Source organism: Oribacterium sp. NK2B42 (genome assembly GCF_000424445.1).
In the GTDB taxonomy this organism is placed as follows: Bacteria; Bacillota; Clostridia; order Lachnospirales; family Lachnospiraceae; genus Oribacterium.
Genome location: NZ_AUJX01000065.1, coordinates 1 through 13,505, shown reverse-complemented (window position 1 = coordinate 13,505; position 13,505 = coordinate 1). Strand labels below are relative to the sequence as shown.

At 42.1% G+C, this 13,505-nt stretch carries 10 protein-coding genes; 8 read left to right on the top strand and 2 right to left on the bottom strand.

The genetic code is table 11. The annotated features are described in order from the left end of the window. Nucleotides 1-230 precede the first annotated feature (230 nt). Entirely contained in the window at nucleotides 231-1,136 is a 906-nt protein-coding gene (locus tag G625_RS0113625; RefSeq protein ID WP_029201549.1) for a LysR family transcriptional regulator, read from the bottom strand. A 264-nt stretch (nucleotides 1,137-1,400) separates the two neighbouring features. Here G625_RS0113625 and G625_RS0113620 point away from each other — a divergent pair, with 264 nt between their 5' ends. Then, nucleotides 1,401-2,690 (top strand): SLC13 family permease, encoded by a 1,290-nt coding sequence (locus G625_RS0113620; protein ID WP_029201548.1) that lies wholly within the window; start codon nucleotides 1,401-1,403, stop codon nucleotides 2,688-2,690. 36 nt (nucleotides 2,691-2,726) lie between these two features. After that, entirely contained in the window at nucleotides 2,727-3,650 is a 924-nt protein-coding gene (locus G625_RS20035; protein WP_044932817.1) for an alpha/beta hydrolase, read from the top strand. Between the two features lie 98 nt (nucleotides 3,651-3,748). Here the strand turns inward: G625_RS20035 and G625_RS0113610 are convergent, their stop codons facing one another. After that, a complete protein-coding gene (locus G625_RS0113610; RefSeq protein WP_029201547.1) occupies nucleotides 3,749-4,894 on the bottom strand; it encodes a GGDEF domain-containing protein in 1,146 nt (381 codons plus the stop codon). 597 nt (nucleotides 4,895-5,491) lie between these two features. Between G625_RS0113610 and G625_RS0113595 the strand changes: the two genes are divergently transcribed. From G625_RS0113595 to G625_RS0113570, 6 genes are all read left to right on the top strand, one after another. Continuing rightward, a complete protein-coding gene (locus tag G625_RS0113595) occupies nucleotides 5,492-6,811 on the top strand; it encodes a sugar ABC transporter substrate-binding protein (RefSeq protein WP_029201545.1) in 1,320 nt (439 codons plus the stop codon). Nucleotides 6,812-6,902: 91 nt separating this feature from the next. Then, nucleotides 6,903-7,775 carry a carbohydrate ABC transporter permease gene (locus G625_RS0113590; protein ID WP_029201544.1) on the top strand — a complete coding sequence of 291 codons (873 nt, stop codon included), beginning with the start codon at nucleotides 6,903-6,905 and terminating at the stop codon, nucleotides 7,773-7,775. A 10-nt stretch (nucleotides 7,776-7,785) separates the two neighbouring features. After that, nucleotides 7,786-8,631: a carbohydrate ABC transporter permease gene (locus tag G625_RS0113585; RefSeq protein ID WP_029201543.1), complete on the top strand. Its 846-nt coding sequence runs from the start codon at nucleotides 7,786-7,788 to the stop codon at nucleotides 8,629-8,631. Between the two features lie 190 nt (nucleotides 8,632-8,821). Continuing rightward, on the top strand, nucleotides 8,822-9,808 hold the full coding sequence (locus G625_RS0113580) for a LacI family DNA-binding transcriptional regulator (protein WP_029201542.1): 987 nt from the start codon (nucleotides 8,822-8,824) through the stop codon (nucleotides 9,806-9,808). A gap of 15 nt (nucleotides 9,809-9,823) precedes the next feature. Beyond that, a complete protein-coding gene (locus tag G625_RS0113575) occupies nucleotides 9,824-11,239 on the top strand; it encodes a glycoside hydrolase family 32 protein (protein ID WP_049895912.1) in 1,416 nt (471 codons plus the stop codon). Nucleotides 11,240-11,435: 196 nt separating this feature from the next. Then, the gene (locus G625_RS0113570; protein ID WP_029201540.1) at nucleotides 11,436-12,941 is read left to right on the top strand and encodes a bifunctional metallophosphatase/5'-nucleotidase; all 1,506 of its coding nucleotides are present in this window, start codon (nucleotides 11,436-11,438) and stop codon (nucleotides 12,939-12,941) included. Nucleotides 12,942-13,505: the final 564 nt, after the last annotated feature.

The following is a 13,505-nucleotide window of genomic DNA, read 5'->3' as shown; positions in this document are numbered from 1 at the left end:
TATTTATTTCGATTTCCATGTTTATATTCTTTATTCATGGGATAGAATTATATCTTGTTTATCTCGCTTAGGCGAGATGTTAATTTAGCAAAGCGGCTTTCATCCTCGGAGCTAAAGCTCCAAGGTTTTCAGCCGTGGGAGATTATATAAATAGTAATGAAAAGTATTTTCACACTATCAGTCCTTTGGCTTTGAAGTATTTTATTTAAGCAGCTGACATGATTCATCTGTTATTCCTTCACGGCTTCCAGAATAATATCTATGAGGTCTTTCATGGATTTGGACATGGCCAGATCAGAACGATAAACCAGCTGGATGTTTTCCTCTATTGGCTGTGCCTCTTTTATGGAAAGATAGCATAAATCCTTCCCAACGAAGTCGTAGGATAATGTAATGGCAATGCCAAATCCAACACGTACTGCATTGAAAAGACTGCGTATGTCACTGACCTCCATTGAAATATAGGCTTCGGGTAAATACTGATTCAATAATTTATCGGAGAAAGAACCTGAATGGGTTGTCGGATCTGTAGAAACAAAGGTTTCTTCTGCACAGTCCGAAAGGGAAACAACCGGGAAAGGGTATCCTTCGATATTTTCTGCTTTATTTATAAGAGAAGAATCCGTCGGGACCAAAAGTGAGAGGTAGCATGATTTTACAGGTATATACTTAAATCCCGGAGCAGGATCCAGATTTGTGACGAGTGCAAGATCCAGAAGTCCGTTCTCAAGATACATTTTAAGGTGACGACTTGAATCAGCATGATTTTTCAAGGTTATCCCGGGATGTTCTTTCAGGAACCTCGGAAATACTTTTGTGTACAGAAAATGTTCACGTCCCATTCCGAACCCAAACCGTACTTCCTTCTGGCGAAGATTAGCGTCCTGGTTTAATTTGTGCATGAGATCCTGATCAAGTTTCAGAATAACTCTTCCGGTTTCCACATATTCTCTTCCAGCATCTGTCAGAAGAAATTTGTGACCTGAACGAAGGAAAAGAGGAAGACCGATCTCGTCCTCTATTCGTTGAAGATATTTGGTTAATGCTGACTGCGTTATATATAATGCGGCAGCAGCCTTTGTTATGCTCTGATTTTCAGCTATCTTAATTACGTATTCATAGTCACGGACGTTCATGAGACTCTCCATTGTCGCATTTCAGTTGGGGGCGTAACCTGCAGTAAAAAATACAGGCACATTCCCTCTTATGATTAAATATTACATTTTGGAATGTATACATGAAATATATGCGTTTGTGTAATATTCTCTGTTCATATATAGTATGCGACAGATGATAAAAAAGCAATGCATGCGACAGGATTTTTAAGAAATCCGGACGCGCGCAGTCAGTATAGATGAAAAACGCATCATATCTGACTGACATCAAGAAGGAGGGACCTTATGAGTCTGTTAACGATCTGTTTCATTATTTTCGTACTCACCATCATAGGCTATTGCAGTGGTAAGTACAGCCTTGCGGTCATAGCATTAACATCAATGATGCTTATGACCCTGACAGGATGCCTTGAGGTAAAAAAAGCACTTAGTTACTTCGCCAATTCCAATGTTATCATGGTTGGAGGCATGTGTGTTGTAGCTGCCGGTTTTAATAAAACCCAGTTCTGCATCAATCTTGCAAAAAGCATTTCAAGCATGTCCAAGGGAAGCATAACCAAAATGGTACTTGGCTATGTTGTGATAGGAGTTATCCTTTCCCAGTTCATTCAGAGCCCGGTTGTAGTATTTTCAATCGTTGCACCGATGCTTATGGCAACAGCAACCGAAATGGGAGTTCCTGCAACAAAGGTACTTTTCCCTGTAGGTATAGCAATTATCTCAACCTGCTGTATTCTTCCCGTTGGTGCCGGAGCGACAGTTGCAGCTGAGCTTAACGGTTACCTTGAGTCTTATGGCTATACTGACTTTATGGTTAGCCTTGCAGATCCTATGAAGGCAAGACTTCCCATGCTCATTCTTTCCATCGTTTATTTCGGGATCTTCTGTATCAAGGGTCTTCCTTCAGAGTCACCTGTAGAGGTTCAGGATATGGCACTTAAGAAGATGGGAGAGTCAACACTCACAAAGTTCCAGGAGTACGCATCGATCTTAATTTTCTTCGGTGATGCGCTTGCTCTTATGTTCAGTGATCAGCTTGGTCTCGACAGCTGGGCAATAACAGTTATCGGCGCACTTCTCATGATACTTACAAATGTACTTAATCCTAAGGAAGCCGGAAAGTCACTTCCACTTGGAATCCTTTTTCTTATCGTTGGTTCCAATGCAATCGCCGGAGCACTTTCAGCCACAGGCGCAGGTGAGTTCATCGGAAGCATTATCTCAGGATTTGTAGCCAGCCTCGGAAACAGCAATTACCTTTTAGGATTTATTTTCTTTGTACTTCCGTTTATTCTTACACAGTTCATGTCAAACAGAGGTACAATGCTTATATTTCACCCGATCGCCATCGCAACCTGTGCGGCCATGGGAGGAAATCCGGTGGGACTTATGATCCTTATTCAGGCAGCCTGCCTTACAGCATTTATGACACCGATGTCAACTTCAGCTACACCTTATATCATGGGACTCGGCGGATATGACATTCCGTATATGATAAAGCACGGTGCATTATTTGCAGCTTTGGGATGTGTTATTTCGGTATTATGGACAATGACAGTGTTCCCTGTTATCTGATGATCAGATAAAAGTATTAACAGAGGAGAGAAACTAATGAGTGAGAATAACGATGCATTAAGCAAAGTAAGAGAAGGAGCTCATGGCCTTGAACCGGATCAGGAACTTATTAAAGAGTTTCCTTTGAAAAGAACCTATGAAAAAATGATTCCCCGTGAAGGTGAAGAGGCTGTAAAGGTTTATATTTATGAACCCGAGGGCATGGAGTCCAAAGGACCTGTTCTCATAAGACTTCACGGAGGCGGTTTTGTAAAACCTTACCGCGGTCAGGACGTGAACTATTCACATGTTGTTGCTTACAACACAAAATGTCTGCTTATAGACGTGGATTACAAACCGGCTCCTGAGAAGGCATATCCTTATGCTGTTAATGAAGGTTATGCTGTAGTGAAGTATGTATACGAGCATGCTGAGGAGTTTGACATTGATCCTGAACGTATCATCCTGAGCGGTGCCAGCGCAGGAGCGAACATGGCAACCGTTATTACTCTTATGAATCATGAAAAAGAGTTAAAGGGAGAAAATCCTGATTTCAAGATCTGCCGCACCTGTCTGGCGTATCCCCCGCTTGACCTTGCTGCAGATCCTGTATCAAAGCTGGGACCTGATGCAACTCCGGAATCCATCGAACTTCAGAAGAGAGGTCTTCTTTATAATGAATGGTATGCCGGTGGAGAAGACAGAACTAACTGGAGAGTTTCGCCGGTATATGCCAAGCAGGAACTGCTTGTAGGGCTTAACCCGTTCCTTGTCTGCACCGGAGGAACCGACAGTCTGGGACCTGAGGGAGAGAAGTTTGCGGCAATGCTTATTCAGGCAGGGGTATCTGTGACATGCAAGCGTCTTCTCGGCACAAGACACGGTTTCCTTACACGTCGTGTGGGTATATTCGGAGAAGCCGAAAAGCTATACTTCGATATGGTAGAAGAAGTAAAACATCCTAAACACTGGAAGTATTAAACAAGATATTGATCTTCCGTTAAAAGAAATGACATTTAAACAGGGAGGATTCTCGTCTGAAAGAATCCTCCCTGTTTTTGTATGCAACAGTGAAGTGGTCAGTGATATTTCTTCTTTTCCATGTACATGGCTTTATCAGCTTTTAATATCAGATCCTTCAGGCTGTCACCATTGTCTGAACATGCAGATCCGACGCTGACGGTAAGCTCAAAGGGCACACTCTTTTTTTTAGAGAGCTCTTTGAGCTTTTCCTTTATTCTCTCCTTAAGATCTATAGTTTCATCGTTGTTATTTTCTGAGACAAGAATAACAAATTCATCTCCGCCGTATCTTGCAATGACAGTTCCCTTGTTTTCCCCTTTACAGGCAGCCTTTAGTGCTTCTGCAATGATCTTAAGTGCATTATCACCTTGTAAATGTCCATAAGTATCGTTGATCTGCTTGAAGTGATTGACATCTATGAGATAAAGTCGGATCTTATCTTGGTCTTCATGGCTCTTTGAAAGGTTATTAAACGTGTGCGTAAGCTGCTTACGGTTATTGAGCCCTGTCAGGGGATCAAGAGATATTAACTGGTCAACCCATGTGAGATATAAATATAGTGTAGTGATTGATATTGCCGCACATGCAATCGGTAGTCTTGGGTATATAAACTGTAGTACACCTGATATTCCCGGAAATAACGGAAAAAATGCCAGCCTGATAAGCAAATCTTTATTGGTTGCTTCTGTGTCTCTTTTCAGGTTTATCATGACTCTGATGAAAGCTATCAGGACGTAGGAATAAGAGAGTATGTATGTGAGGATAAAGAAAGGTCCTCTGCGATATACTCCGCTTTCATCTATATAGAATAGGGAATGGTTAAAAAGATTTGCCAGGAGTGCAATCACCATCAGCCAAAGTATTGAGATAGAATATAAGACGTATCTTCTTCTTTTTACAAACCTCGTTTCCCTGAGATACTCGAAATAAATAAACCAGAAAAAGCACATAGCCGCAGTTGCAAGAAAATAAACCTCCTTGCATGCCATCATCACTGGTTTACCACCCGGAAGGACCCCTTCATTTACCAGCACAAACAGAGTATCCGAAACAAAGAATACCATTTCGGCAATTATGGACATGGCAAAATGACTCTGTGCCACCATTTGTGAAAGTCCCATGGTCTTTAAAAGAACGATTCCAATGAGCACCAGTGAAAAGATGTTTATTTCCAAATATAGAATTGCATATTCGTTCATCATTATATCTTACCAGGCAAAGTATTAACGATTTTTAGATTTGCTTATATAAAATTGTACGTTTAAAATATTATTACTATTATAGCAGAGTTTTGTATTCTGTGAAAAAAACAGATAATCAAAAGATCCACATTGAAGATAATCACTCTACGTTAAAGGTATTTATAATCTGGATTCTTTTCAATATGATCTTTGGGGCGCTGAAGCTGTCAGGCTTTCTTGATGATGGAATAATGTTGCTCATTTGCAGCGCTTATTCCATTTGCGATATCATATGTATTAAGTTATGGAATAAGATTGATAACTCAGCTAACGCCTAAAAAAACACCGGGGACGGTTCTCGCCGGCGAGAACCGTCCCCGGTGGATTTTAATTGCTATAATGTGAGACCACTTATATGTGTCATTTTTGCCTAATTTCCTCCTTCATATTTGTCACAATGTTATAGAATTACACTTTCCTATTGACGAGAGAAAACTATGGCGGTAATATGCATTCAAGAGGAGTGGAAAGGTTTCCACATTATTTTTTGGAAGAGAGTGGAAACCTTTCCATAAAAGCCGAAAATCATTACAATTTCAAAAAACGGAGGATAAAAAAATGAAGAGAAGACTTATGTCTGCAATTTTGGCTGTATCAATGACTGCATCATTAGCTGCCTGCGCATCATCGGGAACCCCTGAAGGAACTACTGCCGGAGAGACTGCAACAACGGCAGCAGGAGGTTCTTCCGATGTTGTTGAAATAAAAATCTGGAGCCCCACCGATGAAGTTGGAGTTGAGAACTGGTGGACAGAGAAAATGGCTCAGTGGAACAGCGAGCATCCCGAGATCCAGGTATCAAGAGAAGCCATCGACAGAGCTGATTCCTATGCCTATGAGAATAAGATCACCACAGCAACTACTTCAAATGATCTTCCGGATATTCTTTTCGTAGACGGACCTACAGTTTCATATTACGCTGCAAACCAGACCATAATTCCAATTGATGATGTATGGTCCGATGAGGATAAGAAGGATTTCATGCCAAGTTCCGTTCAGCAGAATACCTACGATAATCACATGTATGCCATAGGACCTACAGAGTCATCAGTTGCTCTTTACTACAACAAAGATTATCTCGATGCTGCCGGAATCCCGTACCCTTCAGACAGCAACATTGAGGACGCCTGGACATGGTCAGAGTTCTATGAGAATGCAAAGAAGCTTACTACCGCTGATTATGTGGGAACAAGCATTATCATGGATAAGGGCGAGGGTCTTATTTATGCCCTTGAGCCTTTCTTCCTTGAGAACGGCGCTTCATTTGTAAGTGAGGATGGTTCAAAGGCAGAAGGTTATGTTAACAGCGATGCAATGGTTGAGACTATGAATTATCTCAACAAATTCATTCAGGAGGGTATCGCAAATATCGATCCTGTAAAGGATGAATTTCTGAACGGAAAGGCTGCAACAATGCTTGGCGGTTCATGGAACATAGCCGATCTTGAGAAGTCAGATCTTAACTGGGGTGTTTCCTACTACCCTGTATCAGACGATCACAAGGCTGTATCTCCAACCGGCGACTGGACAGCAGCAGTTACAAAGGACTGCAAAAATCCTGAGGCAGCAATGGAAGTTCTCAAATGGTTCTTTAACACTGAAAATGTAGCAGATTATGCATCAGCCATCGCAAAGCCTGCTTCAAGAACTTCTTCCTATGAGAAGATGGAAGGCTGGGATAACGGTGTAAGAGCATTATTCCTCTGGCAGCTTCAGAACACAGGTGTTGCCCGTCCAAGTACTCCTTCCTACTCAGTACTTTCACAGGGATTCGCAACAGCAATCCTTAACGTATTCTCAGGAACAGATGCAAAGTCAGAACTTGATACGGTTGCTGCAGATTTCGAGGAAGACTATGAAACCTATTACGGAAACTAATGATAGACACTCTTTTTCTCCTTGCGGAAGGCTTTCATCAGAAAGCCTTCCGCGTAAAACCAGACAAAAGAAATTAAAGAGAGAGGTTGGTATGAAAACGAATAAATCTTCAATTGCCGGTATAACAATGTCTGCCCCGGTGATCATAATGCTTACAACCTTTTTGATCATTCCCATCATCGGAACCATCTACTTTTCCTTTTTTAAGTACCAGGTAATGCGACCTGATGCCAAAACCTTCAATGGTTTGAATAATTACTTAAAGCTGCTTACAGACGAGAATTTCTATACAGCCCTTAAAAATACTGTATATTTCTCTGTTTTGGTTGTTCCTTTCCAGTGTACACTGGCCCTGGCCTTAGCTTTGCTGGTACGTTCAAAGATGAAGGGTGTAGCCATATTCAGAACCATGTATTTCAGCCCTCAGGTTACATCAATGGTAGTCATTGCCATCCTTTGGGTTATTCTCTACAATTCCAATGCCAATACCGGTCTTATAAATGCCGCCTTTTCACGCATAGGTATGGGACCGTTTGATTTCTTAAATAATCCGAAAATAGCCATGAATTCCATAGTATTCATGTCAGCCTGGCAGGGAGCGGGTTATCAGATGATGATTTTTCTTGCCGGACTCAATGCCATCCCTTCTGAGCAGTATGAGGCAGCTTCGGTAGATGGGGCAAATCCTGTGGATCAGTTCCTTTACGTGACTTTGCCGGGACTTAAAAATACCATAAAATACGTTCTCATGATAACCATAATCCAGGCAATGAAGCTCTTTACCCAGCCATATATCATGACCAAGGGCGGTCCTCAGAACAAGACAAAGACCATGGTTTACTACATCTACGAACAGGGCTTTCAGAAAGGAAATTTCGGTTACGCCTGCTGTATCGCGGCCATATTCTTTTTCATAGTTGTATTTCTGTCACTGGTAGTTAAAAAACTGACAAGAACCAAGTAAGGAGTTAAAGATGAAAAGTCAAAAGAACAACAGAATGCTGGCACGCTTCATGTTTTATGCCGGAAATGCTCTGATAGGTTTAATATTTGTATCGCCGCTCCTGTGGATGATAGCTGCGTCCTTTAAACCTGAGATTGAGATTTTTGCCAACATCAACTCCATAACTACTTTTATACCGCTTCATTTTACAGTGGGTAATTATATCGAAGTCTTCAACAGACTGAACATTCCCCAGATACTCGGAAACACCTTTGGATATATATTTATAGTACTTCTGGGAGATCTTTTCTTCGGCTCCATGTGCGGTTATGCCCTTGCAAAATTGAAATTCAAGGGCAGGGGACTTTTGCTCACACTGGTAATTGCGTTAATGTCTATGCCGGTGGAAGCGATACTTCTGCCTCTGTATATCGAAATGGCACATTTTGGATGGGTCAATACCATGGCGGGTCTGGCTCTTCCCTTTATGATAAACTGCTTCTCAATCTATATGTTTTACTCATATTTTCTGGATATCCCGGATGCCCTTATAGAAGCTGCGGCAATAGATGGATGCGGACACATCAGAACATATTTCCAGATTGTGATGCCTCTGGCAAAAACTGTTTTTGCAACAGTCTTTATCCTTGATTTTGTTGCAAGATGGAATGACTTCATGTGGCCTTTCCTTATCACAACCGGTGAATCCAAGAGAACCGTACAGCTTGCAGTACAGGCATTCTTCGGAACACAGCCTATTCATTACGGAGCCATCATGGCGGCATTGACACTTGCATCACTGCCTATGCTTTTAATATACATCTTCATGCAGAAGTATTATGTTGAAGGTATCGCCGGAACCGGAATAAAGGGATGATTAATGGCAGGTCATACGTTATAATCTGATATAATTATCATGAAGCATGAAAGGACGATTTATCGGCCCGGAAGAGCGGAATGTTACAGAAAACAGAGTGTTTGATGATATGTTTATTATATCCCGGTTGTAATTGATGCAGTTCATGACAACCACTTTGTTTTATGAAATGTTTTATGGAGTCAGTTTAATGGCAGGAATACAGGATGTTGCAAAAAAAGCGGGAGTCGGTATCGGAACCGTTTCACGTGTATTAAATAAAAACGGCTATGTTTCGGAGGAAACCCGAAAGAAAGTCGAAAAAGCGATTGAAGAGCTGAATTATACCCCTAATGAGATTGCCCGAAACCTTATACAGAACAGAACAAATATCATAGCCATAATAGTTCCCGATGTGGCGTATCCCTATTTTGCGGAATTGACTTCAGAGATTGAGAAATGTCTCAGGGAGCATGGCTACAAGGCAATGATCTGTAACACCAGCGAAGAGAGATCCAATGAACAGGCGTATCTCGATATGCTGAGCCGCAATATGGTGGACGGCATACTTACAGCAACCCATTCGCTGAATATTGAGAACTATATAAAAACCCATAAACCTATAGTGTCCTTCGATACCATAGAAGTTGATGGGGAGATCCCGGTCATAACCGTTGATCATAAAAGAGGAGGAAAGCTGGCAGCTCAGGAGCTTTTAAATGCGGGATGCCGGAAGATACTTCAGTTTCGTAACAGGGAAATGCCGGAGCATTTTACATTCTTTGACCGTCATGAGGAATTTGAGAAAACTGTAAAAGAGGGCGGTTCTGAATGTATCAATGAATATGTAAACTGGAATGACTTTAACCTGAAGCATTGCGAGAGTGTTATCGAGGAATGCATTAAGAAATATCCTGATGTTGACGGATTTTTTTCAACGGACTCTGCGGTTCTCAGCTACATGAAAATAGCACAGCTTAAAGGTTATAAAATACCGCAGGATATAAAATTTGTGGCTTATGACGGTACCTCTATAGTTTATTCTGCATATCCTACCGTAACGGTTGTTGCTCAGCCCATAAAGGAGCTTGCGTGTTCGGGAGTAGAGCTTCTGCTGGATATAATCAACGGAAAGAAACCTGAAAAATACCGCATAACACACAAGGTAAAGCTTATAAAGGGAATGACTACATCATGAAAGGAATTGACAATTTTGGATACATTAAATAAAGCACGTGATTATGAAGAGAGACACAGTCGGGAAATAAGCCCTGAGGAGCGGCCTGTTTACCACCTGACTGCAAAGGTCGGATGGTTAAATGACCCCAACGGGTTTTCATTTTACAACGGAAAATACCACCTTTTCTATCAGTATAACCCCTACAGCACAAGTTGGGACAGCATGCATTGGGGGCATTGGACTTCGGAAGATCTTATTCACTGGGATTATGAGAAAGCAGCACTGGCACCGGATAAAGATTACGAAACCGGATGCTTTTCAGGAAGTGCCATCACGGATAAGGAGGGACGACACGTTCTTATGTATACCGCACATAACCAGAGCGGAAAAGGTGATGAGCTGTTTCGGGAAGAAACGCAGTGTCTTGCCTTCGGAGACGGCGAGAATTACGAAAAGTACGAAGCAAATCCCGTATTAACATATAAAAATATGCCTGAAGGATCCGATAAAGGAGATTTCAGGGATCCGAAAATCTGGTATGAAGACGGAAAATACTATTGTGTTACAGCTGCAAGACTGAAAAACGGCCTTGGCGCCGTACTCCTTCACGAATCCGAAGACATCCTTCATTGGAGATACAAGGATACGATTAAGTCTAATGACGGAAGATATGGAAGAATGTGGGAGTGCCCGGACTACTTCACCCTTGACGGTAAAAAAGTCCTTTCCGTCTCTGTCATGAACATGAAAAAGACAGAAGACTGCTACAGGAACGGAAACTGTGTCATGGCTTTCGTGGGTAATTCCGAAAAAGCACAGCCTCTTGATGTCGGGTTCGATTATTATGCGCCTCAAAGCATGGAGACAGCTGACGGAAGAAGAATAGTCATCGGCTGGATGCAGACTCCGGACTCGGGAAACTGTATCCCTGAAGAACAAAAATGGTTTGGCCAGATGAGCTTCCCGAGAGAGATGACCGTGAAAAACGGACATATCTTCCAGCAGCCCATAAGGGAGATAGAGGCTCTGTATACAGGAACTGTTGAAAGATCGATTACCGCACCTGATAATACAGTGATCGAAGGCATCTCAGGAAGATGCGTGGATATGACAGCGGAAGCAATAGATACATCATATTTCGAAATGAAATTCGCTGTAAAAGATGATATCAACGTAAGTCTCTCCTACGACAAAAAATCAGGATACCTGATCCTTGACCGCAGCAGCAGCGGACGTTCAGCCGCAATCTGTGATTACCGGAAAGTAAAGATTGGCACCTATGATGATTTCAAGCTCCGTCTCCTCCTGGACCGCTACTCCTTCGAAATCTTCATAAATGACGGAGAGCACGTTTTAAGCGGTACTCTCTACGAAACTCCACAGGATGCCGAAGGCATAGTTTTCAGCTCCGACGGCAAAGTAGATGTTAAACTCAATACAATCAGTTAATTCTTAAAAAAGGCGATGGTGAAAATCATCGCCTTTTTTATATTTCAAGAAAAATAATTCTTTTTTAAGGTTCGTTCCACGTATACTAATGGTATAATTTAAATAATATGAGCGAAAAAATGGAAGAATCAGTAAGGTAAAAAGGGTTATCAGACCGATCGGCCGGTCTTGAAGCTTAAGGAAAACAGGAGGTTTTATGAGTAATTTGAAGAAATTGACACTGCTTCATTCAAACGACATGCATGGAGATTTTCTTGCAGAGCATGTGGATGAGAATCTGGTGGGAGGAGTATCAATGCTGTCAGGCTATGTCAGCAAGGTGCGCAGGGAAGAGGAGAATGTCCTTTACTGCATTGCCGGAGATATGTTCAGAGGTTCCATCATTGATTCTGAGTATCTGGGATTGTCTACCATACAGATCATGAACATGCTGGCTCCCGACATTGTAACCCTGGGAAATCATGAGGTTGATTACGGAATTGCCCATCTCTTATTTCTTGAGAAATGCGCTGAGTTCCCTATCGTAAATGCAAACCTTCATGTCAAGACAAACCACACCAGACTCTTTGACCCCTGTAAGGTGATAGAAGTAGGCGGCATGAAGGTGCTGTTTATAGGTATCCTTACAGAGTCGGTATTGAATGATTGTAAGAAAGATGGTCTCATCGGTACCTTCATAACCGTCGAAGAAGCGGCTCAGGAAGTTGGAAGGATCTGCAACACCTACAATGCCCTGGATGTAGACTTCACCGTGCTGCTGACACATATAGGTTTTGAAGAAGATAAGAAGCTGGCAGAGATGCTGGATCCTGCCTGGGGTGTTGATGTAATCATCGGAGGCCATTCCCATACATTTCTTGAAGAACCTGCCATGGTTAACGGAATACCTATCGTTCAGGCGGGCACAGGAACAGACCAGATCGGACGTTTCGATATCATGGTGGATACCGATGAGAATAAGATAGACAGCTTTACATGGAAGTCGATTCCCATTAATTCCGATAATTGTCCGAGAGATGAGGCACTGGAGGATTTCATAAAGAATTATAAGGATCAAACTGACGCGAAATATGGTTGTGTACTGACAAAGCTTACAAGAGAGCTTTCCAACCCATCCCGCTATATGGAAACAGAAGTAGGAAATCTTTTTGCGGATATACTTCAGTCATCTCTTGGTGTAGACCTCTTTCTTATCGGATCCGGATCTATACGTACTAAGAAGTTTGGCCCGGTTGTTACTAAAGGGGATCTGATGGAAACCTTCCCTTATGATGACCAGGTGATACTTACCTACTGGACCGGAAAACAGCTTAAGCATGGAATCAAGCGAATGCTGAGAGACGAGGCTTTCTTTGGTGAGCATACAGAGTTTTATCAGGTTTCAAAGGATCTTTCCGTAGAGTACGATATGGTGACCCATTCATTCTTAAAATTTGATTACGAGGGAAAACCTGTTGAGGATGATCAGATATTCACCATCGGTTTACAGGAATACCATTTCAATAACCTTAAGGACTCCTTCGATCTGGAGATTTCTGAAATTGATGAAAATCACAGGCACCGCTCTATTGCAACCTCCTGTGCCCAGGTTATAGAGGAGATCCTTCAGATGGGTCAGCACCAGGACGCAAAGGTTGAGGGAAGACTTAACCTTCATTTAACAGAGGAAGCAAAACAGGCGTTGATTGAAAAAGGAAGATAAGTAAAAAAGTTTATTATGAGATGTGTCACCGTTTCGTTCTAAAACAGAATCTCCATGGGTCGGTGATCACAATAAGGAAGGGATTTTGTCAATTACCCACGACCTAAAGGTCATGGGCTTGCAACTACCTAGTCGTGCTAACGGCTCACGCCTCCGACCTTTAAACCCCGATAGGCATTAGCCTAAAGTGGCGTTGCATCATGGGGTGATTGACAACACCCCTTACGGCAAAGTTTACTCTGTCGTAACTGTATATAACGCCATACAGTCGGCGATGCTTGAGTATATTTTACGTAACACCAAGTCTTTTATGTGTTACAACCTCATATATACTTTTCAAGGTACTAAGAGTGCCTTCGGCGAGCAACACGCCCAACGGTTTTCTCTTGTATTGTTGCTAAGTATATTGTAGCACATACGTTTTTAAATAACAACAAACAGGACTCCTCCCACCTGCTAAAGCAGTGGGTTTCGTTACTGTTCACAGGTGAACTTGTAGTAAAACAGCCGATCCGTTAAACTGAGTCTCAGTAATAACGGGTCGGCTGTTCTGCCAACTATGAG